Consider the following 26,655-nt stretch of genomic DNA (forward strand, 5'->3'; position numbering starts at 1 on the left):
CTGTCGTTCAGGCCTAGCGCGCTTGTACAGCCACTTCGATCAAGTGTCCCAGGCATCGATAGCTGCGTACCGTGCAGCCTCACCCCTTGAGCGCCAGGATGCGCCGAGCGCCGTTGAGGACGATCAGGCCCACGATGGTACCGATAATCAGGTCAGGGTAGCTGGACCCCGTCCAGGCGACCAAGGCACCGGCGGCGATGACGCCCATGTTGATCACCACATCATTGGCCGAGAATATCCAGCTTGCCTTCATATGCGCGCCGCCTTCGCGGTGCTTGGATATCAACAGCAGGCAACCGGTATTGGCGATCAACGCGACGAAGGCGATCGCCATCATCATCAGCGATTCAGGCTCACTACCGAAAACAAAGCGTCGCACCACCTCGACGAGTACGCCGATAGCCAAAATCAGTTGCAGTACCCCTGCCAGATGCGCGGCACGTACCTGCATTTTCGCACTGCGCCCTACGGCATAGAGAGCCAGGCCATAGACGGCTGCATCGGCAAACATATCCAGGGAATCAGCGATCAGGCCGGTAGACTGGGCGATCAGGCCAGCAGTCATTTCCACCACGAACATGATCGCATTGATACCGAGCAACACGCGCAGAGTGCCTGACTCCTGCGTAGCAGAGACTGCCGAGCTCTCAGCGGCCTTGATCGTCTCTGGGTCGGCAATGACGGTTTCCTGAAGAGAGGCGCCTAGCCCCAAGGTCGCCAGTTTCGCGGTAATGGGCTCAGCCTCGCCGTCATGCACGACCTCCAATCGGCGGTTCGACAAGTCGAAGGACAGCGTTCGAATCTCATCAAAGCCGTTCAGCGCCAAGCGGATCATCCGTTCTTCTGAGGGACAATCCATCTTCGGCACAGCATACACGCTGACCCATTCCCCTGACGCTTCGGAGGAGACCGGCATATCGGTATCCGCTGCAGGCGTTGCATCGCAGCTACATGGGCCACCACAGGCTTTACTCACGATACGGCTCCAGTTAACCAACATAGATTGCTAGTATTAAAAACTATATAGCTACTATAAGGTCAATGGGACAGATGATCCGTTGAGGAGTAAGCCTGATGCGCATTGGTCAGTTAGCCCAGATAGCGGGTATCGACACGCAGACGATCCGCTTCTATGAGCAGCAGGGCCTGTTGCCGCCGCCAGAACGGCAGGAGAATGGTTACCGTGTCTATACCGAGAAGCATGGCGAGTGGCTTGCCTTTATCCGCCGCTGCCGAATTCTGGACCTGTCACTGACAGAGATTCGCGAGCTACAGAGCTATCAGGACGACCCTCGCCAGCCCTGTACCGCCGTCAACGCCATGCTCGATGACCACATCTCTCATGTGCGGTCGCAGATAACTGCTCTGCAAGCGCTTGAGCAACAACTCGTTTCACTGAGGGCGAGTTGCAACGAGGGTCGGGAGATCAATGCCTGCGGCATCCTGACGGGGATCAGCGAGGAGAGCAAACAACAGCTGTATAGGGCTAGCTCAGGCCGTAAGGACTGAGCAGAGACATGCCGGACCTTGCAGTGACATTGTGAATGCATGGTGTGTTGATCGCGAAGCCTCACTGCGTATCTCGGCATGCGAACCTGGGCGTTGCTGCAAACTTGCAGGGGCCGTGAAGAAGAGTCGTCATCAACCAGGTAATCCGCTGAGCTGATGGTTGGTTCCGTCATCATGATATGAGCCAATCAACCAAAAAATCCGGATACCCGTAATTTTTACCAAGGCCGCCTTCGGGCGGCCTTTCTTTTGTGCGCCCGCATGGGTGCAATTTTGTGGTTGCAGCCCGCCATAAGCTGACCACAGCGAACACATTGGAGCGCAAATATAGAGGTGAGCGACCGGTATTATCCGGCTGGTTCGGGCCGGCTTGAGTGCGTAAATTATAGATGGCGGTGTGGTGTTGAACGTGAGGTCAATGTGCAGCTCCGTTACTGCCTGGTCCAGTCCAGCGGAAGCGGGGTGATGCCACGTTCCTGATCAATGCTCTCAGCGATCTTGAGCGCGGCGTCGAGTTCGCTGATGGCATGCTGCTGCATGAGCTGGTAGCGCTCGGCCTTTTCCTCCGGCTCGGTTTGGGCGAGTGCGAGATAGAGGCTGGGGGGCACCGCGCGGAACAATAGCTCCATGCTGCGCGACAGAATTACGCCTTCCGAGAACTTGCCGGTCTCCTTTCTGGCAGAGAGCATCAGAGCTTTCTGCGCCGGAGTGAGTTCGCGGAACTTGGCAATCTTCTCTACCTCGTCTGGTGGCATGCCCATGCACAGCCACCATTCCATCATGTTCAACATTGGCTCGGCGGCTTTGGGCAGGTCGTCCAGGTTCTGCGTCGCCAGCCAGAACCAGGCCCCAAGTTTGCGCCACATCTTGGTGATCTTGACGATATAGGGCGCGAGCAAAGGGTTCTTGGTGATGATATGCCCCTCGTCGGTGACGTTGATGATCGGACGGCCCAGGAACTGGTCGCGCTCGGCAATGTTGTTGACGGTGTTGATCAGCGAGATATACGCGATAGAAAGCTGAGCGTTGTAGCCCTCCTTGGCATAGGTAGCCAGGTCGACGATGGTGATGTCGGCCTCCGGCCACGGTGTGCCGGGGCGGTCGAACATCTCGCCATCGCTGCCCTGGGTGAACATGTCCATGGCATCGGCCATTTCCAGCAGCCGGGCACGGCGGACCTCGGGCAGGGTTGTGTCGCGGCCGCGCTCGCGCAGGGCATCGCGAACGTCCCGCGTGAGCACCGTACGTTGCTCGGCGACACAGCGCTCTGCCGCGTCGAGGATGCATTGGCGAATTAGGCTTCGATCCGCACGCGTCATGCGCGCTTCCTCGCGTTCTTCTCCTCCGGTGATCATCAGGCGGGCGGTGATCTCCAGCTCGCCCAGCACGTCGCGCTGTTCATCGCCATCGCCATCGGCAGCCGCGTCGTCTTCGTCCAGCGCATCAGTGTCGAGCGTCTGCACCTGGCTGGGCGTTTCCACCAGCCGGTGCGCATCGGCGAACGGGGCGAGGCTGACGCCCGCGCCAGGCGCGAGCTTTACACGATGTACGGTGAGGCCCAGTCGCGCGGCGAAATCGCCGTACAGGCCAAAGGAGTTGCCGGCTTCGACGATGAACAGCCGTGGTCGGTAGATCGCGGTAACTTGGTTGAGCAGATTGTTGAGCGTCGCCGACTTGCCGGAGCCGGTAGGGCCCGCAAGGAATAGGTGCGCATTCATTTGCCGGTCGAGGCGATTGAGCGGATCAAAGGTGATGGTGCCGCCGCCGCGGTTGAACAGTGTGAGACCGGGGTGACCGGTGCCCTGGCTGCGGCCCCACAGCGGGGCTAGGTTGGCGGCGTGCTGGGCGAACATCAGCTGGGTGTACCACTGGCGCTTGTCCAGCGCAGGGTTGTAGACGCAGGGCAGCCAACGCAGATAGGTATTGAGCGGTGCGACCTCATCTTCTTCGCGTACCGGTTGCAGCCCGGCACCGAGCAGCACGTTGCCGAGTTGCAGGCCGCGTGCGTCCAGCTCGGACTGGTCGCGACCTCGCAGGTAAAAGGTGAGTGCGCTCCGGTACAGCTTGTGAGCGCTGCCGATCAGGCTGCGGGCCAGTTGTACATCGGCACGTGCCTGTTCCGAGGCCAGGGTGTCGCCCACGGATTTGCGACCAAGGTGGTTGAGGTGCGCTTCAAGCACATCCTGCGGCGTGATGACGAGCGTCAGACATTGGATCGTGTCTTCCGGCAACTGGTCGAACAGCGCATTTATCGCGTCGCCCTTACGGGTTTCGCCGGTGACGTGCCCAGGCGATGGCGGTGTGCGGAGACGGTCGACGGCGATGGCGCGGTGTGGCATTCCATCGAAGTGCCATTGGCCCTGAGCGACATCCGAGCGTGGCTGACTGAAGAAAAGCCGCTGGCTGAAATCCGTGCCGCTGGCCAGCTCGATCTCGCCGGGCTCCTGTTCGTCCGGGTAGCCGGTCAGGGCATAGAACTGCTCCCGGTCTTCTGCGGTGTTACCTACCTGGGTTGGATGGGGATTGAACCAGCGTAACAACCAGGCGTGGATGTCCGCCGCGCCTAGACGTCTGGCGCGTACACCAGCATGGGCCAAGCCGCCGACAAGGCGGTCGCAGACTCGGTTGAGGGCCTGCTCGGGCGTTTGCCCACGGCGCTGCGGCGCGTTGCCGACACGGCGATAGACGATCATGCGCGTGCGCCGGGTCTGCCCGCGCCAAGGCAGGCGCGTGACGGTGTTGTCCTTGAACAGACCGCCGGGCTTGGCGATGGACTGCAGATGGTGGCCAAAGAACCGCAGGTAGAACTCGGTGAAGGCGGTGCCTTGCGCGCGGGGCTGGATGTATGCGCGCAACTCGTCGAGATAACGATCCCAGTTGGGGTCGTCTTGGGCGTAGAGCTGCACGACCCAGGGGTTGTCCTCTAATTCGTCGAAAGCATCCTGCAGCACGTTTTCCAGCGTGTCGCGGACCTGCAGCAGCCAGGCGGGTTCGCGCCCCTCCGTGCCGACCGGGAGCAGCTCGTAGAAGGCCGCCACCGAGGTGCCGTCATCAAGCAGCATGCACTGTGACTGGTGCAGGTACTCGGCCCAGGGCAGCAGGTCGGTGAACGAGGGCGCAACACCGTAGAGTGCTTTCTCGTCGGCCTGAGTGGCCGGCTGACGCGAGACGTGTGCGGTGCCAGGTTCGGCAATGCCGTGGGTGCGTAACTCGGCGACGTGGCGAGCCCAGGCGTCCGAAGGTGGTGCGGGTTTCTCGGCCTGGCGCCGGTGCTTGAGCAGGGACCAGACCATCAGTAGTCCTCGACCCGTTCGCCAGGCAGTGCGTACTGCACGCGCTGGTACAGAGGGAACAGCGTAGTGTAGCCGGGCACCGGTACCGGGTCGCTGCCAGCCAGGTGCGGGAACACGTACATCAGCAGGTCGGGGTTCGGCAGCCGATGGAACTGACGGTAAATTTCGTTGGCGGCCGTGCGTGTATAGCGGGCCTGCACGATGGGTACAGCGTGTACATCGGCCTCGGTCAAAGGCCGGCGCAGGGCCTGGCGTGCATCGAACAACTGCCGGGCGGTTCCGCCGCCAGTCTCGACGTTCCAGATATCGAGCATGGTGCTGTCGTCGTGCGGCAGTAGTTCGTCCTTGCTTGTCGCGCAGCCGCCTAGTGTGAGCACGACGGCCAACAGCGTCAGGCTGTTAGTCCAGATCTTGCGCATGTGAGCTTCCTCCAAGACGGTGATCGACGCGGCGACCTTTAGGGTCGTAGTCGATGGTCAGGGGTTCTTCGAGATGCACCGCGACGCGTGCGCCGGGCTTGACGTAGACCGCTGCGAACGCCTGGCCGTAGAGCTTGTTGACCCAGGCAGACATGTCCTGCACGCCGCCGGCGAGGATGCGACCCATGGCCTCGTTCGCGCCGATGCCTACGGTGCCGATGGAACCGTCGCTGCTCATGTAGGAGGCCTGACCGCTGTCAGAGTCGATCAGCGAGGCGACGCCCGCACCGGCCGCGGTTATCAGGGCTTGCGTGCCCAAGTACTGCTGCGCGTTGCTGCGGCGTTGGCCACTGACGCAGGGAATGCCGTGCGGGTCGCTGATCCAGCCCATGCCATCCTGTGTGTCGTTACCGTTGTTGCTTTGTTGGCGGTTGCCGCCGCGCTCGTCGTCTTTCGGGAGGGTGCGGATTGTGCCGTCCTCGAAGACAAACGTGACCGAGCGGACCTGCCCGCGCACGCAGGAGAGGGTCCAGTCGCCTGAGGCGGTGCCGCTGACCACGGCGCCGGCAACATCCGGAATATCAATACCGTTCGCGGTGAGGTTGTCCCGTCCGATCAGGACTTTGAATGGATACGGGTCGCTGACTGTGCCGTCGATCGGTACGCGACCGATCAGTGCTGTCATGGAGATCGATCCCATCAGGGTCGAATTGGTAGGCACGGTGTAGACGGCTGTCGTCTCGGGCACTCCCGCCGCGCGGCGTCCAGCGTCAACGGCGGAGCTGGCAGCGGTTTCCAGCGTCTTCTGCGCCGGCCCGAAGCGGGTCGGGAAACCATGGTCACTGGCATTGCCGGTGTTGCGCTGCTTGCCATCGTCGCGCCGGTCCTCTGGTTCGATCCAGAGCAGGGTATCGCCAGCCAGGTCGTCGTCTGGCTCAAGGCCTAGGCCGACCGGTAGATCGGTGCGGTTATCCTTACCAATGCCATCGAGCCGCTGCTGCAGTTGTTGCAGCAGGCCCTGGGTTTTCTGCCGTTCGCTGCTGACCTGCTGCCGGTCCTGATGCAGCTGATTGCGTTCGCTGTCGAGCGCGCTTTGGATGCGACGGTCGACGGTACTTTCGCGTTGCCGCAGCCGTAGGTTCTCTTCGCGCTGAACCTTGTTGTCGCCCAGTGCGGTCTGCAGCTCGGTGCGTAGTTGACGAACCTGGGCGACTAACGTTGCAACGGTGTCACGTGGGGTGTCGCCCTCAATACCGAGCGCTTTGGCTTCATCGGGCGTGAGCCGGGTAGCTTCTTCCAGTGTGCCGGGAATGTCGTTGTCGCTGGAGAACAGCTTGATGCCGACGAACACTAGCAGCAGCGCCAGGGGAATCATCAGCCATTTGAGCAGGCCATTGCTGTGCATCAGCGGCCTCCTTCATCTTGCCGAACAGGCAGGTTGAGGGAGGCATCGACAGGCGCGATGGTTGGCAGCAGGGCCTGCGCCAGCCCATGTCCACGGGTGATCAGGTAAACGACAGTGGTGTCGTCCGGCGTGCCGCTAGGCCCCAGCGTCGAATGCTGGAAGGTCGCGGTGAGGAAGTGGCCCTGCAGCGCGCGCGGATCCAAATCAAGCCAGTGCGAGGCGCTGTTGCGCAGGCGCACAGCACTCACCCACAGGTTGTCCAAACGCCACGCTGCGAGCGCCTGGGCATGTATGGGCAACGTCGGTAGCAGGCTGTCCAGCGCCAGGTCGCGGCGCAGGGCTGCGCGTGTAACGCCCGGCGCGGGTTCGATGGTTCGCAGCGGTGCGTAGAGGTTTTGTGCCGCGTAACGGGTAAGGATGACGGGCTGCGGTGTCGCTCGCACGGGTGGGGCAGCTGTAGCCCTGTCATCTGCATCCGTCTGAGCAGCGGATGGTGCGGTCTCGATGATGCGCACTGGCTCCAAGGGTGGCTGGCCCTCCCGCTCGGGTTCGGCGGCGATGTCGAGTAGAATGACGGTACCGGTATCGGCGTCCTGCAGTTGCAGCCTGGTCGGTTCGATGGGCTCGCTCGCCAGCAGATAGATGGCCCCGGCGGCGCTCTGTACCCGCAGGCGGCTGCCGATCGATGCGGGTAGCCCGACGCGGACATTGCGCTCGACAAAGACGATGCGCTCCTGGCCGACCACGAGCGGTACGGCCAGCGGCAGCCGTTCCCAACGCATGAGTTCGGTGGCATGGGCGGCGCTGAACAGGAGCAGTGCGAGCGCCGCAAGAGCCAGTGGCAATAAGCGTTTCATGGCATTTTTTCCGGGGAAGGGGCGGGCGCTGCCGCCGGATCGACAGGAGCGGCAATGCGCTGCGGCGCACCCTCGTAGCAGTCGATGGCAAGCCCGAATGGGTTGCGCTGAGGGTCTACGTCGATCCGCAGGACTTTGAGCGGGTACCGCACCAGGGCGCGTTTTACTTGCTCCGAGGCGTAGTATTCATCTGCCGTGACGTCGAGGTTCACGACCCACTCGCGGGTGGAGATTGTGCGCACGCGCAGCGTTGGGTTGTCGCCGTAGCCGCGGCCTGGAATCTCGTAGATGCCGCGTACGCGCCGCCGCAGCTCACCGGCATTGCGGCGGTACTCGTAGTCCTGTTGCAGAAACGCCTGGCAGGCGGGCGTGAGGTAGGGCGAAAGTGCGTGCAGGTTGCGCGGGTAGTCCTCGTCGCCATTGGTGGGCCAGCGCTGGAGTTGCTGCCAGACGTAAAAGGTGAAGGCGTAAACGCTCTCAGGCGGCACGTCCCACCATTGGCGCGTACTGCCTGAACGCAGGTCTGGCGGCACATGGATGGTCAGGTCGCGTGGCGCGCTCCACCAGCCAAAGCCCATGACCAGCGCGAGCACGACCAGTGCGCTGGCCCCGATACGCAGGGTCTTGATGTGGGCTTCGAGCCGCAGCACTTCGTTCTTGAACCGGCTCACAGCGCCTTGCTCCGGCGTGTCGTCCAGTAACCGGAGCGTATTACCAGTGCGTGACCGTCGGTGAATGGCGTGAGCTGCGGCAGATTGACCGCGATCCACCACTGCAACTGCCGGTACAACCAGGTTTCGGGGCGGCCGCGCTTGAGCCGGCGCAGCATACCGCCACCGATGAAAATACCAGCGGTGACCGCCAGCAGCATGGCTGTGGGGACGATGGCAATCGTCGCGAACATGAAGGCCAGTGGGATGCCACTCGCAAGACCGATCACGCCTGATGACCCAGCGCAGACCCACAGCTCATTCGCCGTCAGCCCTCGCACCACCACGGGGTGACGATTAAGACGGTGGGGTAGGAACGCCACCGTCCCGTCCGGATGAATGTCTTCAGCCATGTTGGCATTCCTTGGTCAGAGAACGCCGATGGCTTCGGTCAGCAGCCAGATGCCAACCACGAGCAGGATCGCACCGACCGCCACGGTCAGACCGAACTGGCCCCAGGTTGAGCGGCCAATGTGGATTTCCGCATAGCGGGTGTAGGCGTGATAGCAGACGCCTACGAACATTGAGGCGACCACGAGCAGTGCAATCAGCATCACGATGTCGTAGCCGTAATTCTGTAGCGTTTCCATGATGCCGCCGCCTGTGCCGCGCGAAGGATTTTCCAGGGTGGGTAGATCGGCGTGGGCGAGAGGGGGCAGCACGCTGAACATCGGCAGTGCAGCCAAGCTAGCGAAGTGCATGGGGCGGAAAATGCGGGTGGGCGGCTTCATCATGGCGACCTCTTACGAGAGCAGGAAAAAAGTCAGTACCAGGTACAGCACGGCGAAGCGCACCACGACGACCAGGAACTGACGCTGGGAAAGCTGTTCTTCTGCCCAGCCGACGTAGGCGCTGCGCATTGCCCAGGCACCCCACACGAGCAGGGTGGCGAACACCGCACCTAGCAGCACGGTTGCCATGTCAGGAGCTGTAATGCCGCTGTTGGCCTGGAATGCGGCGGTTTGAGCGGCATTCATGGCGCAACCTTCGATTCGAAGTCCGCAGTGGGCTGGCGGTAATCCCCCAGCAGCAGGGCGGGGTCGCGCGGTTGCGCACGTGTTGGGGTGAGGTAGTCCTGGATGCCGGCGCGCACGCGCTCAAGGTCAGCGGTAAGACGGGCGTAGTCGAAGTGGTAGCGGGCGCGTTCGTCCCATTGCTGCGCGGCTTGTTGTGCGACGAGCCGTTCGATGTTGTCGAGTTGGCGCAGCGCGGCCGCGAGGCGAGCGTACTCGGGCGTGGCATCGTCGGCGCTGGCGTGGCCGGAAGAACACAGACCGAGCAGCAGCGCCAGGATCAGACCGTGCGCGTGATGCCTGTCGGCTGGTGGGAGAAGTTGCATCGACATCGGCCAGTCCGCGATTTGCGAGGAATGCCGAAATGCTCTCGGTATGCCTGGGGCGATGCCTTAAACAATGGGAACCTGGGTGTACCCCTATTGCAGGGGCAAGCGCCACCACCCAATGGTTAGCGACTCACAAGTATTTCTTGAAGCTGGCTGCGGTGATGTTCACCGCCAGGCCGAGCAGTGCTGCGCTCGGCAGCAGCACCAGTAGCGGATGTACGCTGACGGGTAGGGTGAGGTAGATGATCCAGGGCAGGACCGCCAGTGGCATCAGGCTCGCCTTGGCGCGGTGGTAGATGAAACCCGACTCTCGGCCCGCGCCGAATTTGCGGATGTCGCGCCGCACCAGACCATCAACCATGCCGACGAAGGCAGCCAGCAGAAATAGCGGCAGCGTCAGTACTAGGACCAATAGGCGAACCATGAACGTCAATGTCGTGAATGCGGCGGCGATCAGGTATCTCTCCGACCAGACATAGACCTGGCTGATGTAGAAACGAAGGTCTCGGGCATCTGCTTGGCTGGGTGCACGGGAGCGCGCCGATGCCTGGCTCATCCAGTCGAGCAGGCCGGTCTTCTCGAAGATCCATTCGTAAGCACCCTCGACAAGCTGGTGTGCAGTGCGGCCGGGCTCCTGTACTACCGCGCTACGGGTGAAGTGGCTGGAAAGGTGGTTCAGCTCGTAGTCGAGCATGGCTTGGGCGTGACGCCAGCCCAAGTCAGGCCAGAACAGATGCATGCCGACGCACTCGATAATGATCGACAGCAGCAGCGAGCCGATCAGCACGCCGAGCATACGTAGCGGCAGGCTGACGATGCTGGTGAGCAAACCTTGCTGGTGGGCTTGTTGGCGTTGTGTAGTGTTGGCTGGGTCCTTCATGGCCTTGCCTTGACGTTGCTTGTCTCGGTGGTGGCGAGGTGGCGGAAGCCATCGAGCAGGTCGTCGGGCAGTGGTTGATCCTGTAAGCCGGGAATGCCTTGGTTTTCCCACCAGTCGCTGGCCTCGGCATAGTGCTGGCGCATGTGGCCCGCAAGCTGCTGGAGGTCCTCGGGCATGATTTCGTCAGGGTCGGGTAACGGCAGCGGCATGCGGATTTTCCAGAGCTGGCCGCCTTGCAATAGGGCAAAGGCCTGACCTTTTGGCAAGCCCACCACGTGTGCGGGTTCGATCATCGGCACGCTGGCAGTGCTGATGCGATCCTGCGCGTTGGAGGTGAAATCTGTTGGCCCTCGAACATCGGAGCTGTCAGTGGCGCCGCTGACCAGCGTCGTCGTGTAGACGTCCACTTTTGGAAGCTGCCGGGTGAGCAGCTCGGCGGTTGCGGTTTCGCGCACCCTCAGCATGAACAGATTGTTGAAGTTGCCGATGACCTGGCCCGCTTTCGCGCGGTTGCCGAGACGGGCTTCAATATCAGAAAGCGTCTGCGTGTAGGCGGTGATCTGTAATCCCGCACCGCCGCCCTTGTTGACGAGTGGCACGAACTCATCGCCCATCAGCTCATTGAACTCGTCCGCATGGACGTTGATAGGGACTCGTGCTCCAGGTGTCGCATCGGGTAGCCCGTCGTCGATGCCAAATTTGTAAATATGGCCGGCGACCGATACCAGGTCAGCGAACATCGAGTTGCCGACAGCGGCCGCAACTTCCGCATCCGACAGGGCATCGAGGCCGACATAGACTACCGCGCGTTTGCGGACGACCTGCATCCAGTCGAAGATTGGCCTGGGGTCGTTCAGGTCGGAGTAGTTAGGTGCGAGTAGTTGCGCGGTTTTGCCGGTGGTGAGTTTCTCCAGCAACGGCAAAAGGCTGGCAACGATCTTGTCGAAATACGTCCGGTCATAGCGCACGGCACTGCGCAGGCCGTCGAGCACCGGGTCATAGGTGCGTACCTGTGAAAGGTATTGCTCCAAGGCTACGACCCGTTTTTCGCGCCCGATCATATTGCGCGGGATGTTTTTGTCGTTCAGCCGGCTTTCGAGCTGGACGATGATTTCCCAAGCCTTGGGTTCGTGCTGTGCAAAATAGTGCTGCGCGTACTCGATAAAGAGCGCATCGATGTTTACGACATGCCGCTGAATCAGAAGGTAGTCAGGTCGCTGGCCCAGCTCGACTAGGGCACGGGCGATGATGTTGACGAACCGCCAGGCAAACTCCCTGAAAGCTGCGCTATTGCCTTCACCTGACAGTTGTCCGGCAATGCGCGTGGCTACCTCGCTGATCCGCCCGAATCGGCCCACGGCGTTATAGCGTGCGCTGAAATCATGCCAGCCCAGGTGGAACACATAGAACTCGCGTTCGCGCCCGGCGCGTTTGGCTTCCACGTACATCCGCTTGAGCAGGTCCGCATCCCCTTTAGGATCGAACACGATCACCACCTCATGCTCTCCGGCGGCGTTGCGCCGCCGAATGTCCTGAGTCACGAACAGCTCGGCCAGTCTGGTCTTACCGACTCGTGTCGCGCCCAGCACAAGGGAGTGTCCGACTCGTTCGCCGAGCGGCAGGCTTACATCGACTTCGTTTGGCTCGATGCCGTGCAGCCGCGGTAGGCCGCCGACCGGTGGCAACGGGCGTACCGGATTGATAGGAGCGTCCCAGGCGGTGAGCCTGGCCAGCTGTGACAGTGGAAACGGGGCGAACTCCAGCCGCTCTTCCAGGCGGCGTGCCAACTGGTAAGCGGGCGTTGGTTCGACGTAGTGGCGGAACTCGGGTCTGAATGTCTGCGTCAGGCGGTGCGTGTGTCGTTGCTCCCAGCGAAAGCCTCTGCCAATGAACAGCCGTTGCTGGCTGACAGGCACATCACGGCTGGTCATCACATAGCGCGGCAGGCGCCGGATGTTGCGGCGATAGCGCAGGATGACCAGCGCATCACGCAGGCGGATCGTGCCGAACGCGAGGAAGGCCAGGGCGCTGCCCAGGCCAATCGTTGGGCTCAGCGCGAGTGACCACGGTGCCACCAGGGACAGAAACGCGGCGGCGGCGCAGACCGCCACGGTGTACAGCTCCACGGCTGGCCGCAAAAGCACCTCGATCGCGTGGCTTTGGGCCATGGCCGGCGCTTCACTGCTCGATGCCGGTTGCCGTGATCAGCACGGGGTAGTGACGCAAGCCAAGACGCTCGGCGAGGTCGTCGCCGGTAACCGGTGATAACGGCAGTTGCGGCACTAGTGCACGCAGCGCAGCGAGGGCCTCAGCCGATGCGACGTTAACCACCAGGCCCACGGCATTGAGCTCGTGTAGCCGCAGTGCATGCTGACGCAGCCAGGCACGCGAGCGCTCGTCGTCGCCGACCAGAAAGAATGACGGCAGCCCTGGCGCTTCGATCACTCGACGCGCTACATCGCCCGGTGATAGCCGCATCGAGCGCACTGGCAGCATGTCAGCTTCATTGAACGGCTTGGCTGGCGGACGCGGAAGCTCGATGCGTGGCGATGTCATACCGGCGTGCTGTTGGAGGTTCAGGGCTTCGTAGTAAGGCAATGCAGACGTGCCGCCATGGTCTGCCACGATGATCAGCGCGTCGGCCTGGGCGCTCAGCGACAGCCACGGCAGACAGAAACAGACGGCAATGATGGGCATGGCTTTCATGGCAGGCTCCTCCCGGAGGTGATTTCCAGTCTGAGGTCGCTCTGCAGGCGGGCCAGGTGCTGGCCGACGCTGAGACGGTAGCGCGCGGCCGGCGCCCCGCCGGCGGGGCGGTGGTAACGACCGATGGCGAGCAGCCAGTCATCGCCTGGGGTGTGTTGCTCGCGCAGTATTTCGGCGGCGATAGCGAGGTTGCGGTACGGATCGAGCAGATCGCAGGGCTGTGCGTAACGCTGCGGGTGATAGCCGAGATTGATCTGGCCGAGCCCCGCATCAATACGTTTGGCCGGTGTACGATTGAGTGCCTGGCGCAGCCCTGCGCAGGCCTCGGTGCGGGTGGCGTAGCGCTGCGGCTTTCCCGCAACGTTGAGCGTCCACGGCCAGGGCACCAGACGTCCGCGTAGGCGGAAGCCGCTTTCTTGCAGGGCCACGGCGTACAGGACGGTTGAGGGAATGCCGGCGCGCTGTGCGGCGACCTGGTAGGCCGGCGGCGGAATTTCCCGTGCTTGGGCGCCCCCTGCCATCGCACCGACCAGCAGCAGAAACGCGGTGCGGCGCGCCATTACGGCTGTCGCTGCCATTGGCCGCCAACCTGGCGCACGACTGCCGGCAGTTCGCCTTGCAAGCCCCACGAAAGCCTGCGGCCCGAGTCGTGATTGAGTGTGATCTGGCCGCTGCGCACCTTGGCCGGATCAATGCCAATGCGTTGTGCCCAGGCGCGGATACGCGCGTCGTCGACGCGGGTGTCGACGACGTAAATGTCGAACTCCATACCGGCGGCCTGCAGCTGCAGCGCGGCTTGATCGCATGCTGGGCAGGCGTACTGGACAAACACGGCGAGCCGTCCGCTCGCCGCTGGCGCAACCGGTGAGAATGCCGGGCCGGCATCGGGGAGCATGACGCGCGGTATATCAGCGTGGAGCCGTTGCCAGACGTAGTCGTAAGCTCGTTGGTAGGCGAGCAGCTTCTCGACGCGCTGGGCTTCTGCCTCGACCTGAAGTTCTGCGTAGCGGTACCGCTCCTGGTCGGAGCGTGCCTCGATACCCAGCGCGGTGAGCGGATCAAGGTTTGGCGAATAGATGCCCAGCGGCCCCTGCATCAGCGTCTGGTAGCGCGCCCATTCCTCGGTGCTCAGCCCCCAGTCGTGCGCGTGCTGTTCGTCGGCGCGTACGGTGGCTAACGGCTGCTCGCGGCTGGGCATGTTGTCGGCGGCGAGGGTTTCCGCTCCTTGGGCAACGCTGCTGGTCAGCACTGCGATCAGTGCGGGGACGATATGGCGCTGCTTCATCTGCCCCTCCTACTGCGCAGGAATGCGCAGGCGACGAGTGCCGTCGCCGTGTCGGAACACGGCATCGCTCCCTTCGATTGTTTCGAGATGCCAACCGGCTTCCGCCTCGCCGGCGCGCAGCAGGCGAACCTGCGAAAGCGTGCCGGAGACGGCTGGCAGAATCGAAAGGAATCGCTCCCCGGCACGTAGCTCGGCGCCGATCACCCGAAATGGTGGCTCGATGGCCTTTGGTTTTGCAGGGATGGCAGCTCGCGGGCGCGGCACCGTCGGTGGTGCTGGACGGGGTGCGTTGAATCGTGATTCCAGCTGCTCGATGCGAGACAGCAGCGGCAGATTCTCTGCGCTTGGGCGGCTGGCGAGCGCTTGCTCGATGGCGTTCAGCCGCTGCTCCAGCGCCTGGCGCTCGGTTTTGTAGTGCGCTCGGGGCAGTGCGTCGGGTTGCTGCTGGGCTTGCTCAACCTGCTGGACCAGTTCGGCCAAACGCTTTTCCAGCATAGCGACCTGCTGGCCGGGTGCGCTGGTTTCGACCTGTGCCGTCAGGCCCGACAGCGCGACGTGATCGATCACAACAGCGGCGCTGATGAGCAACAGCCAGGTGATGGTGGCGACGCGCATAAGTGCGACGTGTCGTGGTTGCCCACTGCCTGGCATCGTCATCATGACTGTGGCTCCGTCGCGGAATCGGGAGCGGTATTAGCAGGGGTGGACGGGGCTTCGGCAGGCGTGTTGACGGGCTGAGTGAAGCAGACGCGGCGTGCGGTGTGTTCGACGTGCAGCGTCCGCGCTGGCCCGGCCAGGGTCAGCAGGGCGTCTCGCAGTTGCAGCGGGCCGAGTTGGTAGTGCGCCGCCGGCAGCGGGAGGCTGCCCAACGCAGCGGTTTCACGTCCACTGCAGAGCTGGTAGCCAGAGCGTTGCAACACATGGCGTAGCGCGTCAGCGACGTTGGCGTTGAGGGTGTCCGGAATGGACACGTCGACTACCTGCGACAGCAGATCCTGCTGGGCGACCGTCGGGGTTATCTCGACAAGGGTGTATCGGCCGTAGCGGACGACCGGGATGTACTCCGGTGCCGGAGCCGCCGCCTCATCGGGCAGCGTAGAGAGTGGTGGAGGCGTTGCGCAGCCGGTTGCCAGAACAGCCAGCAGCAGGCAACTGCAGTAGGGAAGGGCGGCGTGCATGGCTCAGCTCTCGGCAAGGTCGAGGCGAGACCATCGCCATTCTGCGGAACCGGGTCAGCAAACAAAGGGAACTGCTGTGTAGCCGATTTCTATGGGCGCCTAAGCCGAATCAATCTCGGGGGTGATCAAAAAAACGTCAGATGAATGAGGCGCCCTTGGTTACGAGCGTCACAGAGCTTATCGAAAGGGTTATTCACAGGTTTTGTGGATAACTCGAAGCGGGCTTTGCGGGGTTGGGCGTCGAGCATTGAGGATCGATGCAGTCGGAGTTTTGCAAGAGCCTGGACAGTCTTGAGGTCGATACTGGCAGCGGGATCGCACTTGGCAGAAATCGACCAGTAGCGGCGATGGCGCGTAAAAGGCCCCGCCTTTCGCTGCTCCAAGAGGCGCTACAGCGCTTTATAAGCGCACTGGAACGTTATCGGTGTTGATCGTGGAAATGCCTAGGTAATCGACTCGTCCAGCAGCGCTGGGCTGCGGCACCCAAGCTACGAAAGTGTTTTTATACACTCTGGACCGATACCCGTCCCACATCTCCCAAGGCAACCGGTCTTTTATATTCGGTGGTGTTCCAACAGGAAATCAACAAACACCCGCACCCGCGCCGGCATTGCCGAGCCGCCAACGAACACGGCATGGATCGGTTCCCGGTCGCCGGGGTTCCAGGCTTGCAGCAGCGGCACCAGATCGCCGCGCTGCAGATCCTCGGTCACGCTGAATTCGCCGATGCGCGCAATGCCTGCGCCTACCCGCGCCAGTTGTGCCAGCGCTTCGCCGCTGCTGCATTCGATATTGCCGCTGATCTTCAGAGAGAACTCGTTTCCATCGTGGATAAACGGCCAGTTGGGCTCTGCGCGTCGGAAGTTGAAGCGTAGGCAGTTGTGTTGGAGCAGGTCTTCGGGCCTCTGGGGCGTGCCATGGCGTTGCAGGTAGTCAGGGGACGCCACCACGACCTGGCCGGTTTCGCCGATCCGGCGGGCGGTCAGCGGGCTGTCGGGCAGGTGGCCGAAGCGTACTGCCACGTCAGCTTGGCCGCCAAGGATGTCGACCACTTCGTCGCCCAGTGTGAGGTCGACAGTGATGTTCGGGTATCGGGCGCTGAATGCCGCCACCAGCGGCACGATGGCCAGCCGTCCATGGCCCAGGGCAGCGCTGACCCGCAGACGGCCTCTGGGTACGCCCTGATCGGCGATGGCTTCTTCGACTTCGGACATGTCGGCCAGATGCGTCGGGCGCCTCGCAGATAAGCATCACCCTCGGCAGTGAAAGTGATTGCTCGGGTGGTTCGTAGCAGCAGCCGGGTGCCGAGGCGCTGCTCGGTCCGCGAGATGATCCGGCTGACGGCGGAGGGCGTCAGCCCCAACGCACGTGCAGCGGCCGAGAGGCTGCCTTCCTCAGCCACCGTGGCGAATACAACCATTTCACCTGATCTTCCGCTGACGTTCATCTGTGCTCCGTAAGCAAAGGTGCTTGCCCGAAATGCGATCTACCGCCGGTAAGGGCTGGATCGTAGCATTCTCAGCATAAATGAGGAGCCTTCCATGCGTATCAATCCACCCCTAATTGCACTCGCCATCGGTGCGTTCGGTATTGGCGTTACCGAGTTCGCCCCCATGGGCATGTTGCCAGGCATTGCTGCCGACCTCGGCGTTTCCATTCCTGCCGCCGGCCTGTTGGTCAGTGCCTACGCCCTGGGCGTGCTGCTCGGCGCTCCACTGATGACGCTGACCACCGGCAAGATTCCTCGGCGCTATCTACTGATTGGACTTATGGCCATTTTCACCCTGGGGAACCTCATGTCGGCGTTGGCGACGGATTACTACAGTCTGCTGATCGCCCGAGTGGTGACCTCGCTGAACCACGGCGCCTTCTTCGGCGTAGGCTCCATCGTCGCCGCCAGTGTGGTGGCCCCGGACAAACGTGCAGGAGCAGTCGCGGCCATGTTTATGGGGCTGACGCTGGCGACCATTGGCGGCGTTCCATTAGCTGCGTGGTTTGCCGAACTGCTCGGCTGGCGCACCGCGTTCTGGGGCATTACCGGCCTTGGCGTGATTACCATGGTCGCGCTGTGGTTCGCCTTGCCCAACGTACCGTTGCCGAAAAGCGTGGGCGTACTGAATGAAATCCGAGTATTGGGCCGTGGCCCGGTGCTGGGGGCGCTGGCCCTGACCGTGGTGGGATCCGGTGCGATGTTTACGGTGTTCACTTACATCGTGCCAATCCTCAGCAGCGAGACTCATGCCTCCGCCACCTTCATTACCGCCATGCTGGTGCTATTCGGCGTGGGCCTGACCCTGGGCAATATGTGGGGCGGAAAGGCTGCGGATCGCTCGATCGATCGTACCCTGATCGTTTCGTTAAGCGTGCTGATTGTGGTGCTACTGGCGTTTACCGTGCTGATGCGCTGGCCGCTGCCGGCTGCCGTGGCCATCCTGATCTGGGGTATCGCCAGCTTCGCTCTGGTTCCGCCGCTGCAAATGCGCGTAATGGAGGCCGCCAAGGACGCGCCTAACTTGGCTTCGGCGGTGAACATCGGCGCCTTTAACCTGGGCAACGCAATCGGCGCGGCGGTGGGTGGTGCGGTGATCAAGGCCGGGCTGGGCTATCCGGCGGTCTCCCTGGCCGGAGCGGCAATAGCAGGTGTGGGGCTGTTGATGGTGTTGGCTTTCGCCTGGCGATCCAGAGTCGTTGCGGCGACGGCAGCATGCCAGTGAGTGCGGGCCTGCTGGCCCGCCATCGATGAGCGGAGACGCGCGGCAAAAAGTGAAGCACTTTCAGCCTGACTATAAAAACCGGAAACGCAGAACATCAAGGCGCCACGCCTTGCATATAACCATTACCCAGAAGGTCTTAATACTAAAATGCCTATACTCTTTGAAACATTCAACTTGAGCGGCCTCACGCTCAAAAACCGTGTGGTCATGGCGCCATTGACTCGTTCTCGAGCGCCTAACGACGTCGCTGATGAGCGTATTGCTTTGTACTACACACAGCGTGCCACCGCAGGTTTGATTATTAGTGAAGGCACGCCAATCTCCCGTGAAGGGCAAGGGTATCTCTTCAATGCCGAGCAAATCGCCGGGTGGCGGCTGACCACCGATTCGGTGCACGCCGTGGGCGGAAAGATGTTTGCCCAGATATGGCACGTTGGTCGGGTTTCTCATCCCTCCATCCAGTCGGAAGGAAAACTGCCTGTTAGCGCTACGACCAAGCAGGCTGTAGGTGCGACGGCGTTCGGATACGACGCCAATGGCACCCCGGCACTGTTGGAGCCCCCGGCTCCCCGTCAGCTGACAACCGAGGAGGTCGCCCGAATCGTTGGGGAGTTCGCACAGGCGGCTGAAAATGCGATCCAAGCGGGCTTTGATGGCGTGGAGATTCATGGAGCCAACGGCTATCTGTTCGAGCAGTTCATGAACCCCTTGGTCAATGACCGCAATGACCAGTATTCCGCGGGCTTAATGGAAGATCGCCTTCGATTCACTTTGGAAGTCATTGACGCCGTAGTTTCAAGGGTCGGGGCACACCGTGTTGGTATACGCCTTTCGCCATATGGGCAGCTTTTTGATATGCCGCTGTATGAAGAAGTCGATGAAACCTACTCCGTGCTGGCCGCTGAGATAAGACGTCGTCAACTGGCGTATATCCATATAATGGATCAATCCGGATTCCCTCCGCCGGGTGCTGAAGTCGGTGGCAATGATCAAAAAGCGGCATTCATCAATTTGCTGTCACGCATGAAGTCAGAATTACCTGACACAGCAGTCATCTTGGCCGGCGGCATGAACCGTGCGCGTGCAGAACAACTGATAAATGACGGTGTTATCGATCTTGCGGCATTTGGCACTCCGTATATCAGCAACCCTGATCTGGTGGAGCGTCTGAAGCATAAACTGCCCTTGGCGGAGGCGAAACGCGAAACTTTCTACGCGGGTGGGGCGCAAGGCTATATCGATTACTCACCCTATCAAGGGTGATTATCTGCGTCTCGCTAAATCTGCGCCTCAGCTGTTTAAGCAGTTATTAAAAGCAAGCCTGATGCAGCTATCGATGCTGTTGATGAGCAAGATCAGCTAGCTTCATTGTCATGATTATTGTGTGCAATAGTATATTGGCGACCGCCGGCTTAAGTAACTTGTAGTGGTTTGCAGGTTATTCCTTCTTATATATAGGGGAGTGATTGCTTGATAGGTCCTATTCTACTCATGGGCGGAGCAGGCGTTGTCGGTCGTTGGGCTGCGCAGTATCTGCGCGCCGCCCATCCGGAGATACCGATACTGGTTGGTGGCCGCAACCTTGCCAAGGCAGAGCAGGCGGCTGCTGAGATTACCAATGCGACAGGCGTTGCGATCGACCTAAGAGCCGATGACCTGGGGCTCGGCGATGTTCCGGTCAGTGCCGTCGCCGTTCTATTTATGGACGAACGGATTGCCGGCTTGCGTTTCGCCCAGGCTCGCGGCGTGCCGCATATCAGCATTTCGCCAGGAATAAACGAGATGGCCCCCGAGGTCGCGGCTTATATCCACAACCCAAGCGCTGCGCCAGTGATCCTGGGTACCGAATGGTTGGTGGGGGCTACGAGCATGATGACGCTCGGATTCGCCAAAGCGTTCGGTCGTGTCGACACGATAGCAATCGGCGCCTTACTGGATGAACAGGACGCTTTCGGCCCGGCGGCACTTGCCGACCTGGAACGACAGACCAAGACCATGCCCGCAGCGCTTGTTCGCCGTGACGGTGTTTACACCTGGCTTGCTGGCGACGATGCGAAGACCTCTTTTGCCGCTGTGGACGGAACCAGGATGGTGGCAATGGCCTTTTCGCCATATGACGTCGTGGGGCTGGCGACTGCGCTTGGTGCTCAGAACGTCCAGTTCAATCTGGCACTTGGCGAGAGCTCCACTCGACGCAATGGCGAGTCCATGTCGACCGAAATACTGATTGAGCTTCGGGGCTCGGATCATGCGGGCCGACCGTTGAGGACTCGTCATGCGGTTGTACACCCTGAGGGGCAGATGCCGCTGACGGGGCTTGGGGTAGCCCTGTTGCTTGAACGAGTTACCGGGCTGGACGGCAGCGCTGCGGTGCAGGCAGGTCTCTACTTCCCCCTGCAACTGCTTGATCCCGCCACCTACGTCGCCCGGCTGAAACAAGCGGGCGGAGAGATCCTTGCGCTGGAGGTAGCGTAATGCATGTTCATCGTGGTCCTACCGGCACGACGCAGACGGACGCATTTGCGCTGCAGGAAAAACGCGTGCAAGTGAACGGTGAAACGTTTCACGTCATCGAGCAGGGCAAGGGGCCGGTGGTCCTCTTTTGCCATGGTTTCCCGGACACGGCCCAAACCTGGCGCAGCCAGATGCTCGCGCTAGCACAAGCGGGGTACCGGGCAGTTGCCCTTGATATGCGCGGCTTCGGCGAGAGTTACGCGCCGGCCGATGCAAGCCTATACAGCGCGATACATACCGTAGGCGATCTGGTAGGGCTGCTGGACGCACTGCAGATCTCATCGGTCGTTGTGGTGGGGCACGATTGGGGCGCGGATGTCGCCCAGCGCGCGATGGTAATGCGGCCGGACCGCTTTCGCGCGATGGTTAGCTTGAGCATTCCGTTCCTGCCTCGGGGTGAGGTCAGCACATGGGACCAGCTCAGAGGGCAAGGCTTTGGCGAACGCTACTATGCCTTCGCAATGATGAAGCCGGAGGCTGATCGGGATTTCGAGCCCGCCGAAAAAACGATACCCAGCATTCTCTACTGGCTGTCGGGTAGCCCGCCCTCCGGAACCGGATGGGACCCTGTCGACCCTGCGCGCCATATGCTAAGGCCCGCGCCGGTGGGCATAACTGCGTGGGCCGATCCGGCTTACGTCACACACACCATCCGTTCGTTCACCAAGTCCGGATTCCAAACCGGCCTTAATTATTACCGTGCTGCGCAGGAGACCTTTGATCTCATGCCAGCGTTCAAGAACGCGACCATTGATCAACCTTCACTCTACATCTGGGGTGCTGAAGACGGGCTTTGCCAGTTTTTCCATCCGACGCCACCTACGGTTGCGGAGCTTCGGCGTCTTGCACCGGGGCTGGTCGACGTTATCCGAATGGAAAACGCAGGCCATTGGATACAGCACGAGGCTGCAAGCCTTGTAAATGCTGAGCTGATCAAATTCCTCGGAAGCCTGGACTTGCAAGTCCGCTGATCTGGCCGGTTTACTCAACGTGAAGGAAAAGACATGAGACTTGAAGCATCAGTTCGAGCAGGCGATCTCGCGGCCACCGCCGGTCTTTTGCGCTTCGGTGCAGATCCGAGCCGTCCCGGTCCAGATGGCCTGACGCCCCTGATGATTGCATCGGCTCTCGGGCAGTCCCAGATGGTGGAGCTGTTGCTCACCGCTGGTGCGAATGTGCTCGCGATTGAGCCCCGAATGGGCGCCACCGCACTTCACAAGGCTGCGCAATCCGGCAACGCGGATGTCATCGAGTTGCTGATCAAGCACGGTGCCTTTGTTGATCAACAATCTCCCATTCTCGGCAACACGGCTCTGATGGACGCCGTGCTGCATAAGCACGAGGAGGCTGTTCGCGAGCTGTTAGAGCGTGGGGCGCGAACCACGATCAGGAATCACTGGCAGCAGTCGGCGCTAGAGCTTGCCAACCAAGTAGGCCTTCCGCCGATAGTGCGTTTGATCGAGACGCGAAACCAGGCCGACGCTGAGCGTGTCCGTGCGCTAACTCTTATCGCAGCGGCCAAGGCTGGTAATGTTGACGAAGTCAGGCGCCTCATCCAGGAAGGCGCTTCGGTTAATCAACGCAGCCCTGTCATCGGGAGTTTGGATGACGATTACACGCCACTTGGCATCAGCGTCCGAGAGGGCCATGAGGAAGTTGTTCGAGTGCTGCTCGACGCCGGAGCCGATATCCGTCGCACTATCGGCCTGATGCGGGGAACCCCGGTCCACGAGGCCAGTTACTTCGGCCATGCCGCCATTCTCAGGATGCTCGTGGGAGCTCGTGCACGTCCCGGCCAGTCCGAGCCAGAGCTCGATGCGCAAGGGCCCTATAACGGTCTCTCGGCACTGCACGATGCCGTCTGGCACGGTCATGTCGAAGCGGCGAAGGTGTTGGTCGATGCAGGTGCGCGGCTGGATATCGAGACGCACGCCGGCCAGACACCACGGCAGCTGGCGCTGCTCTATGGGTATGACGATATCGCCAACTACCTTGAGGCGCACGAGACCCGTACCGTGTCCTGATTATTGCGAGGCCGGTTGACTACGATTCCAATACTGTCCATTCGGTGCTGATGACCGGGAAAATAGACTTCGTCCATTCCACGAACGCCCTCACGGTTTGTGACAGATGCCGTGATTGGGGATACATGACCGAAAGCGGAACACTGGGTCCGCTTGAACCGGGCAATATTCGCTGCAGGTTACCTGCGCGAATATGTGGCGATACCAGGTAGCTCGCTGCCCTAATCAGCCCCAGGCCCTTCAGGCCGCACATGACGTAGGCATCGGTGTCGTCTACGACAATCTGTTCAGGGATGCGAATGGCATGTCGTTGGCCTTGGACGAGGAAGTCCCACTCCATGGTTCGACCCGTTCGGCTCAAGAGGTAACCGACTGCCTGATGGTCCTTAAGGCCTTCTATCGTCCTCGGTTCACCATGCTTCAAGAGGTAGGAGGGTGAGGCGCACATTGTCCAGTCGAAACTGGCAACCTTGACGGCGACCAAACTGGTCGAATCCTGTGGGACGCCGGCCCGTATTACACAATCCACCCCCTCCTTGATGAGGTCAACTGTTCGATCACTGAGCGTCAGGGTCAGATCGATGCCAGGGTACTTGTTTTGAAAGTCTTCGATGTTTGGCAAAACGTAAAGGCGAGCCAGCGACGGGATGATATCGACCCGTAACTTTCCTTTTACTTTCTCCGTTCCCTTGATTTCGGATTCGACAGCTTCGATTTCCGAAAGTATTTGCCGGCAATGCTCGAAGTAATGGCTGCCTTGCGGGGTTAGGCTGAGTCGTCTGGTGGTTCGCTGCAACAACTGCACACCAAGATGGGCTTCAAGATCTTTTATCGTTCGGGTGATCGTCGAAGCCGGGAGCGCCAGGCTTTCGGCCGCCTTCCTGAAACTCTGGACTTCAACTATTCTCGCGAAAATATGCATTGCTTGAAGCCTATCCATGAAATCTCCTTTGATTTCCTAATGCAAGGAAATGCGGTTGGCCGAAAAAGCAATATGGAGGGTCGATTCTTGAGTGAAGGTGCTAGCGAACAGCCGGAGACTATTCCACATGCGCGAATATTCTATACCAGAATTCGCCGATTATCTTCATCTCGAGGTATGCCAATATTTGTACCGATCGATGAAACTCATTCAAACATAAGTAGGTGAGGATATGGCTACAAGCAATCGTGTCGATATTGAAAAGATGCTGATTATAGGAGCAGGTCAGCTTGGCATGGCGGTGCTTCGAGCCTTGGTGCCACGAGTGAAATCGGCGACCACTCCGGTGAGCGTTCTCGTATCGCCAAAGTTCCTCGAAAGTCCACGCGACTCCGGGCGACAACACTATACGGAGCTCGAAGCCCTAGGCGTTCAATTCATACCCTTAGATCTAGCAGCTGCTGGGGAGGCCGATCTCGCTGAACTGTTTGGTAGGTTCCGCACCGTTATCAATTGTACCGGCTTCGTCGTCGGGCCTGGCACTCAATTGAGGGTGACCAGGGCGATATTGCAGGCTGGGGTGCCGAGGTATTTTCCTTGGCAGTTCGGTGTTGATTACGACGTTGTTGGAAAAGGCAGCGGCCAGCCCGTTTTTGATGAGCAGTATGACGTTAGGACGCTGTTACGCTCCCAAGGCAAAACTGAATGGGTCATTGTTTCCACTGGGATGTTCACCAGCTTCCTGTTCGAGCCAGATTTTGATGTTGTTAACTTGCAAACTCGTACCGTTCACGCGCTTGGAAGTTGGGATACATGCGTAACTGTTACTACGCCGGAAGACATTGGGCGTTTGACGACAGAGATTTTGCTAGAAGAGCCGTGCATCGCGAATGAAGTCGTATTCGTGGCGGGGGACACCATTTCCTATGGAAAACTGGCAGATATTGTTGAGGCTGTTACGAGAAAGAGTGTTAAGCGCGTTGAGTGGACCTTGGAAGAACTGAAAGCGAGCCTCGCCCGAGATCCTGAAAACCTGATGCTCCGATATCGGGTTGGTTTTGCCAATGGTACTGGCATGTGGTGGGATAAGTCCGATACCTACAATTATAAAAAGGGTATAGATACCGTCGATACTGAGGGCTGGCTACGGCAGCATTTGAAGGTCGATTCTTAAAATCATTGTATATAGCGCCCTTCGCAGAGAAGGGTGACAACCAGCAACAATATTTGATGAAAGTGGGTTTTGGGTAATGCGCCAGCGTCGATTGGCGCGTTCAGTAGACGATGGAATTTCGGAGCGATCGCTCATTAAATAATTCCCTACCTTGAACACGCGAATCTAGTAAACCGTGCCAGAACGCTGCGTCTTGTCCCATCATGAGCCAGCCCGAGTAGGGCCCATGGAAAAAGAGTGAATCGACCTGTCGGTGCTGCGGTTGCTCGGGCGGGATTGCCCAAACCCAGTGTCGCGAGCAGGGTGCACAATCCGTGCATTCGCCACATGCACGCAACACAAACGAAGCCGTTGCCGACGCGCACCGTCTCGCTAGCTCCATCGAGCAGGGCACCGGCTTACCTGGAAATGCTGATCGCGTCGGCTACGGACGATTTAGTTGCGTTGGCCGAGATCGGGGAATACGGTACATATATGTTTTGTTATATTACGTATGGGTGTCGAGATGGGAATAATCAACCTGGAAGATGAGATACACGATCAGCTAAGGCGCGCGAGTTCCGTGACCTGCCGCTCGATCAATGCGCAGGCAGCCTTTTGGATAAGGATTGGGATGCTTTGCGAACTCAACCCAACCCTAAGCTACAACGAACTAATCGGGCGAGAGCTCCAGGAGGCTGGGGTGAAATACCCTTCTGCGGGAGCGGCAAAGTGATCAAAAGTCCAGGGGAAGTTGCGCTTATGGCCGAGTCGGGCAGGCTGCTGGCCCGCGTCTTCGAGCTAATCGATTCGCTGACCTTGGAAGGGATGACAACGCTTGAGGTGAATGATCGGGTCGAGCAGTTCATTGTGCTCGAGCTAGGCGCCAGGCCTGCCAGCAAAGGTCAGTACGGTTTCGCCTATGCGCTTAACGCCTCAAGGAACCAGGTGGTATGCCATGGGGTGCCTTCTGCATCGGAGCGGCTCGATGGCGGGGATATCGTCAACTTCGACGTTACTCTTGAGAAGAATGGCTATATCGCTGATTCGAGCAAGACCTACATGGTCGGCAATGTCGCGCCGGCCGCCCAACGTCTTGTTCAGGTTACTTACGAGGCCATGTGGAAAGGGATCCGAGCGGTAAAGCCTAGTGCGTCTCTCGGCGATATAGGACATGCGATCGAAAAACATGCCAAGAAGAACGGCTATTCCGTGGTTCGAGATTATTGCGGGCATGGGATAGGCAGGGAGATGCATGAACCGCCTCAGGTACTGCATTTCGGCAGGCCCCGAACCGGTCTGGCACTCAGGGAAGGGATGGTCTTTACCATTGAACCTATGCTGAACGCAGGCCGGGCTGCAGTGAAAACGCTGGCGGATGGATGGACTGTCGTTACTCGTGACAGCACGTTGTCGGCTCAATTCGAGCATACCGTTGCGGTCACAGGCAGCGGGGTACAGGTCCTCACCCTAAGACCGGACGAAAGGCATACGAACAAAGGATAGGGCCGCCATTTGCAGTTGCTTTGATCAGCGGCGTCGCGGCCTGTTGGGGAAATATATCGCCACATGGAACGGCCGAAGAGCCTGAAGGACGATCAGTCAGCGTGATTTTCCGGCCGACCGATCAGTAAGACAGGCGGATCAGTCGTACCGGCCGGATAACAATTTTGTCCGGCTCTTTGGCCCATTGGCTTTGGTCTGGATTTTATGTGCAATACCGGCCCTAGTCTCGGCGGGTTGT

Annotated in this window: 27 protein-coding genes and 1 pseudogene; 9 read left to right on the forward strand and 19 right to left on the reverse strand. The window is 60.3% G+C overall.

Going from position 1 to position 26,655, the window contains the following annotated elements; translation table 11 throughout:
- Positions 1 to 79 precede the first annotated feature (79 nt).
- Complete coding sequence (locus G7026_RS11265) at positions 80 to 976, reverse strand: cation transporter (RefSeq protein WP_008928737.1); 897 nt, start codon at positions 974 to 976, stop codon at positions 80 to 82.
- A 98-nt stretch (positions 977 to 1,074) separates the two neighbouring features.
- Here G7026_RS11265 and cadR point away from each other — a divergent pair, with 98 nt between their 5' ends.
- Entirely contained in the window at positions 1,075 to 1,509 is a 435-nt protein-coding gene (gene cadR / locus G7026_RS11270) for a Cd(II)/Pb(II)-responsive transcriptional regulator (RefSeq protein ID WP_008175821.1), read from the forward strand.
- 431 nt (positions 1,510 to 1,940) lie between these two features.
- Here the strand turns inward: cadR and G7026_RS11275 are convergent, their stop codons facing one another.
- From G7026_RS11275 to G7026_RS11355, 17 genes and pseudogenes are all read right to left on the reverse strand, one after another.
- Positions 1,941 to 4,802, reverse strand: coding sequence for a conjugative transfer ATPase (locus tag G7026_RS11275; RefSeq protein ID WP_181070860.1), 2,862 nt, complete (start codon positions 4,800 to 4,802; stop codon positions 1,941 to 1,943).
- Positions 4,802 to 5,221 (reverse strand): TIGR03751 family conjugal transfer lipoprotein, encoded by a 420-nt coding sequence (locus G7026_RS11280; protein ID WP_181070861.1) that lies wholly within the window; start codon positions 5,219 to 5,221, stop codon positions 4,802 to 4,804. The genes G7026_RS11275 and G7026_RS11280 overlap by 1 nt, the downstream gene beginning before the upstream one ends.
- Complete coding sequence (locus G7026_RS11285) at positions 5,202 to 6,626, reverse strand: TIGR03752 family integrating conjugative element protein (protein ID WP_181070862.1); 1,425 nt, start codon at positions 6,624 to 6,626, stop codon at positions 5,202 to 5,204. Before G7026_RS11285 ends, G7026_RS11280 begins: the two co-directional genes overlap by 20 nt.
- The gene (locus G7026_RS11290; protein WP_181070863.1) at positions 6,626 to 7,483 is read right to left on the reverse strand and encodes a TIGR03749 family integrating conjugative element protein; all 858 of its coding nucleotides are present in this window, start codon (positions 7,481 to 7,483) and stop codon (positions 6,626 to 6,628) included. The genes G7026_RS11285 and G7026_RS11290 overlap by 1 nt, the downstream gene beginning before the upstream one ends.
- Positions 7,480 to 8,154, reverse strand: a complete 675-nt coding sequence (locus G7026_RS11295; RefSeq protein WP_181070864.1) for a PFL_4703 family integrating conjugative element protein — start codon at positions 8,152 to 8,154, stop codon at positions 7,480 to 7,482. The genes G7026_RS11290 and G7026_RS11295 overlap by 4 nt, the downstream gene beginning before the upstream one ends.
- Positions 8,151 to 8,546, reverse strand: a complete 396-nt coding sequence (locus tag G7026_RS11300; protein ID WP_181070865.1) for a TIGR03750 family conjugal transfer protein — start codon at positions 8,544 to 8,546, stop codon at positions 8,151 to 8,153. Before G7026_RS11300 ends, G7026_RS11295 begins: the two co-directional genes overlap by 4 nt.
- Before the next feature lie 15 nt (positions 8,547 to 8,561).
- Positions 8,562 to 8,894 carry a TIGR03745 family integrating conjugative element membrane protein gene (locus G7026_RS11305; protein WP_375138203.1) on the reverse strand — a complete coding sequence of 111 codons (333 nt, stop codon included), beginning with the start codon at positions 8,892 to 8,894 and terminating at the stop codon, positions 8,562 to 8,564.
- 42 nt (positions 8,895 to 8,936) lie between these two features.
- A complete protein-coding gene (locus G7026_RS11310; protein WP_181070866.1) occupies positions 8,937 to 9,170 on the reverse strand; it encodes a TIGR03758 family integrating conjugative element protein in 234 nt (77 codons plus the stop codon).
- Positions 9,167 to 9,538 (reverse strand): integrative conjugative element protein, RAQPRD family, encoded by a 372-nt coding sequence (locus tag G7026_RS11315; protein WP_181070867.1) that lies wholly within the window; start codon positions 9,536 to 9,538, stop codon positions 9,167 to 9,169. The genes G7026_RS11310 and G7026_RS11315 overlap by 4 nt, the downstream gene beginning before the upstream one ends.
- A 127-nt stretch (positions 9,539 to 9,665) precedes the next feature.
- Positions 9,666 to 10,415: a TIGR03747 family integrating conjugative element membrane protein gene (locus G7026_RS11320; protein ID WP_181070868.1), complete on the reverse strand. Its 750-nt coding sequence runs from the start codon at positions 10,413 to 10,415 to the stop codon at positions 9,666 to 9,668.
- A complete protein-coding gene (gene traD / locus G7026_RS11325) occupies positions 10,412 to 12,583 on the reverse strand; it encodes a type IV conjugative transfer system coupling protein TraD (protein WP_181070869.1) in 2,172 nt (723 codons plus the stop codon). The genes G7026_RS11320 and traD overlap by 4 nt, the downstream gene beginning before the upstream one ends.
- A gap of 10 nt (positions 12,584 to 12,593) precedes the next feature.
- Positions 12,594 to 13,121: an integrating conjugative element protein gene (locus tag G7026_RS11330; protein ID WP_181070870.1), complete on the reverse strand. Its 528-nt coding sequence runs from the start codon at positions 13,119 to 13,121 to the stop codon at positions 12,594 to 12,596.
- Positions 13,118 to 13,699, reverse strand: a complete 582-nt coding sequence (locus G7026_RS11335; protein ID WP_375138201.1) for a lytic transglycosylase domain-containing protein — start codon at positions 13,697 to 13,699, stop codon at positions 13,118 to 13,120. Before G7026_RS11335 ends, G7026_RS11330 begins: the two co-directional genes overlap by 4 nt.
- Entirely contained in the window at positions 13,681 to 14,406 is a 726-nt protein-coding gene (locus G7026_RS11340; protein WP_181070871.1) for a TIGR03759 family integrating conjugative element protein, read from the reverse strand. The genes G7026_RS11335 and G7026_RS11340 overlap by 19 nt, the downstream gene beginning before the upstream one ends.
- 9 nt (positions 14,407 to 14,415) lie before the next feature.
- Positions 14,416 to 15,066, reverse strand: a complete 651-nt coding sequence (locus G7026_RS11345; protein WP_181070872.1) for a hypothetical protein — start codon at positions 15,064 to 15,066, stop codon at positions 14,416 to 14,418.
- On the reverse strand, positions 15,063 to 15,584 hold the full coding sequence (pilL2, locus tag G7026_RS11350) for a PFGI-1 class ICE element type IV pilus protein PilL2 (RefSeq protein WP_181070873.1): 522 nt from the start codon (positions 15,582 to 15,584) through the stop codon (positions 15,063 to 15,065). The genes G7026_RS11345 and pilL2 overlap by 4 nt, the downstream gene beginning before the upstream one ends.
- Before the next feature lie 554 nt (positions 15,585 to 16,138).
- A pseudogene (locus G7026_RS11355) lies at positions 16,139 to 17,031 on the reverse strand (LysR family transcriptional regulator).
- 94 nt (positions 17,032 to 17,125) lie between these two features.
- Here G7026_RS11355 and G7026_RS11360 point away from each other — a divergent pair.
- The 5 genes from G7026_RS11360 to G7026_RS11380 all read left to right on the forward strand — a co-directional run bounded on the left by G7026_RS11360 (position 17,126) and on the right by G7026_RS11380 (position 22,836).
- Positions 17,126 to 18,298 carry an MFS transporter gene (locus G7026_RS11360; RefSeq protein WP_181070874.1) on the forward strand — a complete coding sequence of 391 codons (1,173 nt, stop codon included), beginning with the start codon at positions 17,126 to 17,128 and terminating at the stop codon, positions 18,296 to 18,298.
- A gap of 147 nt (positions 18,299 to 18,445) precedes the next feature.
- Positions 18,446 to 19,561 carry an alkene reductase gene (locus tag G7026_RS11365; protein WP_181070875.1) on the forward strand — a complete coding sequence of 372 codons (1,116 nt, stop codon included), beginning with the start codon at positions 18,446 to 18,448 and terminating at the stop codon, positions 19,559 to 19,561.
- 207 nt (positions 19,562 to 19,768) lie between these two features.
- Positions 19,769 to 20,773, forward strand: a complete 1,005-nt coding sequence (locus G7026_RS11370; protein WP_258190245.1) for an NAD(P)-dependent oxidoreductase — start codon at positions 19,769 to 19,771, stop codon at positions 20,771 to 20,773.
- On the forward strand, positions 20,773 to 21,783 hold the full coding sequence (locus tag G7026_RS11375; RefSeq protein WP_181070876.1) for an alpha/beta fold hydrolase: 1,011 nt from the start codon (positions 20,773 to 20,775) through the stop codon (positions 21,781 to 21,783). The genes G7026_RS11370 and G7026_RS11375 overlap by 1 nt, the downstream gene beginning before the upstream one ends.
- Before the next feature lie 33 nt (positions 21,784 to 21,816).
- Positions 21,817 to 22,836 carry an ankyrin repeat domain-containing protein gene (locus G7026_RS11380; RefSeq protein ID WP_181070877.1) on the forward strand — a complete coding sequence of 340 codons (1,020 nt, stop codon included), beginning with the start codon at positions 21,817 to 21,819 and terminating at the stop codon, positions 22,834 to 22,836.
- Positions 22,837 to 22,855: 19 nt separating this feature from the next.
- On the opposite strand, the gene G7026_RS11385 is transcribed toward G7026_RS11380, so the two are convergent.
- The gene (locus tag G7026_RS11385) at positions 22,856 to 23,776 is read right to left on the reverse strand and encodes a LysR family transcriptional regulator (RefSeq protein ID WP_219858405.1); all 921 of its coding nucleotides are present in this window, start codon (positions 23,774 to 23,776) and stop codon (positions 22,856 to 22,858) included.
- Between the two features lie 214 nt (positions 23,777 to 23,990).
- Between G7026_RS11385 and G7026_RS11390 the strand changes: the two genes are divergently transcribed.
- The 3 genes from G7026_RS11390 to map all read left to right on the forward strand — a co-directional run bounded on the left by G7026_RS11390 (position 23,991) and on the right by map (position 26,417).
- On the forward strand, positions 23,991 to 24,932 hold the full coding sequence (locus G7026_RS11390; protein ID WP_181070878.1) for an aromatic alcohol reductase: 942 nt from the start codon (positions 23,991 to 23,993) through the stop codon (positions 24,930 to 24,932).
- Positions 24,933 to 25,437: 505 nt separating this feature from the next.
- Positions 25,438 to 25,647, forward strand: a complete 210-nt coding sequence (locus G7026_RS11395) for a ParD-like family protein (RefSeq protein WP_181070879.1) — start codon at positions 25,438 to 25,440, stop codon at positions 25,645 to 25,647.
- Positions 25,644 to 26,417 (forward strand): type I methionyl aminopeptidase, encoded by a 774-nt coding sequence (gene map, locus G7026_RS11400; RefSeq protein ID WP_181070880.1) that lies wholly within the window; start codon positions 25,644 to 25,646, stop codon positions 26,415 to 26,417. Before G7026_RS11395 ends, map begins: the two co-directional genes overlap by 4 nt.
- The last annotated feature ends 238 nt before the right edge of the window (positions 26,418 to 26,655 follow it).

This window comes from Stutzerimonas azotifigens (genome assembly GCF_013522725.1).
GTDB lineage: Bacteria > Pseudomonadota > Gammaproteobacteria > Pseudomonadales > Pseudomonadaceae > Stutzerimonas > Stutzerimonas azotifigens_A.

What these genes read in the sequence shown, in the direction of transcription:
- cadR (WP_008175821.1), top strand. Translation starts at nt 1,075, where the DNA reads ATGCGCATTGGTCAGTTAGCCCAGATAGCGGGTATCGACACGCAGACG.
- G7026_RS11345 (WP_181070872.1), bottom strand. Translation starts at nt 15,066, where the DNA reads ATGATGACGATGCCAGGCAGTGGGCAACCACGACACGTCGCACTTATG.
- G7026_RS11330 (WP_181070870.1), bottom strand. Translation starts at nt 13,121, where the DNA reads ATGAAAGCCATGCCCATCATTGCCGTCTGTTTCTGTCTGCCGTGGCTG.
- G7026_RS11395 (WP_181070879.1), top strand. Translation starts at nt 25,438, where the DNA reads ATGGGAATAATCAACCTGGAAGATGAGATACACGATCAGCTAAGGCGC.
- G7026_RS11340 (WP_181070871.1), bottom strand. Translation starts at nt 14,406, where the DNA reads ATGAAGCAGCGCCATATCGTCCCCGCACTGATCGCAGTGCTGACCAGC.
- G7026_RS11365 (WP_181070875.1), top strand. Translation starts at nt 18,446, where the DNA reads ATGCCTATACTCTTTGAAACATTCAACTTGAGCGGCCTCACGCTCAAA.
- G7026_RS11305 (WP_375138203.1), bottom strand. Translation starts at nt 8,894, where the DNA reads ATGCACTTCGCTAGCTTGGCTGCACTGCCGATGTTCAGCGTGCTGCCC.
- G7026_RS11275 (WP_181070860.1), bottom strand. Translation starts at nt 4,802, where the DNA reads ATGGTCTGGTCCCTGCTCAAGCACCGGCGCCAGGCCGAGAAACCCGCA.
- G7026_RS11380 (WP_181070877.1), top strand. Translation starts at nt 21,817, where the DNA reads ATGAGACTTGAAGCATCAGTTCGAGCAGGCGATCTCGCGGCCACCGCC.
- G7026_RS11335 (WP_375138201.1), bottom strand. Translation starts at nt 13,699, where the DNA reads ATGGCAGCGACAGCCGTAATGGCGCGCCGCACCGCGTTTCTGCTGCTG.
- G7026_RS11390 (WP_181070878.1), top strand. Translation starts at nt 23,991, where the DNA reads ATGGCTACAAGCAATCGTGTCGATATTGAAAAGATGCTGATTATAGGA.
- G7026_RS11300 (WP_181070865.1), bottom strand. Translation starts at nt 8,546, where the DNA reads ATGGCTGAAGACATTCATCCGGACGGGACGGTGGCGTTCCTACCCCAC.
- G7026_RS11360 (WP_181070874.1), top strand. Translation starts at nt 17,126, where the DNA reads ATGCGTATCAATCCACCCCTAATTGCACTCGCCATCGGTGCGTTCGGT.
- G7026_RS11280 (WP_181070861.1), bottom strand. Translation starts at nt 5,221, where the DNA reads ATGCGCAAGATCTGGACTAACAGCCTGACGCTGTTGGCCGTCGTGCTC.
- pilL2 (WP_181070873.1), bottom strand. Translation starts at nt 15,584, where the DNA reads ATGCACGCCGCCCTTCCCTACTGCAGTTGCCTGCTGCTGGCTGTTCTG.
- G7026_RS11285 (WP_181070862.1), bottom strand. Translation starts at nt 6,626, where the DNA reads ATGCACAGCAATGGCCTGCTCAAATGGCTGATGATTCCCCTGGCGCTG.
- traD (WP_181070869.1), bottom strand. Translation starts at nt 12,583, where the DNA reads ATGGCCCAAAGCCACGCGATCGAGGTGCTTTTGCGGCCAGCCGTGGAG.
- G7026_RS11310 (WP_181070866.1), bottom strand. Translation starts at nt 9,170, where the DNA reads ATGAATGCCGCTCAAACCGCCGCATTCCAGGCCAACAGCGGCATTACA.
- G7026_RS11375 (WP_181070876.1), top strand. Translation starts at nt 20,773, where the DNA reads ATGCATGTTCATCGTGGTCCTACCGGCACGACGCAGACGGACGCATTT.
- G7026_RS11290 (WP_181070863.1), bottom strand. Translation starts at nt 7,483, where the DNA reads ATGAAACGCTTATTGCCACTGGCTCTTGCGGCGCTCGCACTGCTCCTG.
- G7026_RS11320 (WP_181070868.1), bottom strand. Translation starts at nt 10,415, where the DNA reads ATGAAGGACCCAGCCAACACTACACAACGCCAACAAGCCCACCAGCAA.
- G7026_RS11385 (WP_219858405.1), bottom strand. Translation starts at nt 23,776, where the DNA reads ATGGATAGGCTTCAAGCAATGCATATTTTCGCGAGAATAGTTGAAGTC.
- G7026_RS11315 (WP_181070867.1), bottom strand. Translation starts at nt 9,538, where the DNA reads ATGTCGATGCAACTTCTCCCACCAGCCGACAGGCATCACGCGCACGGT.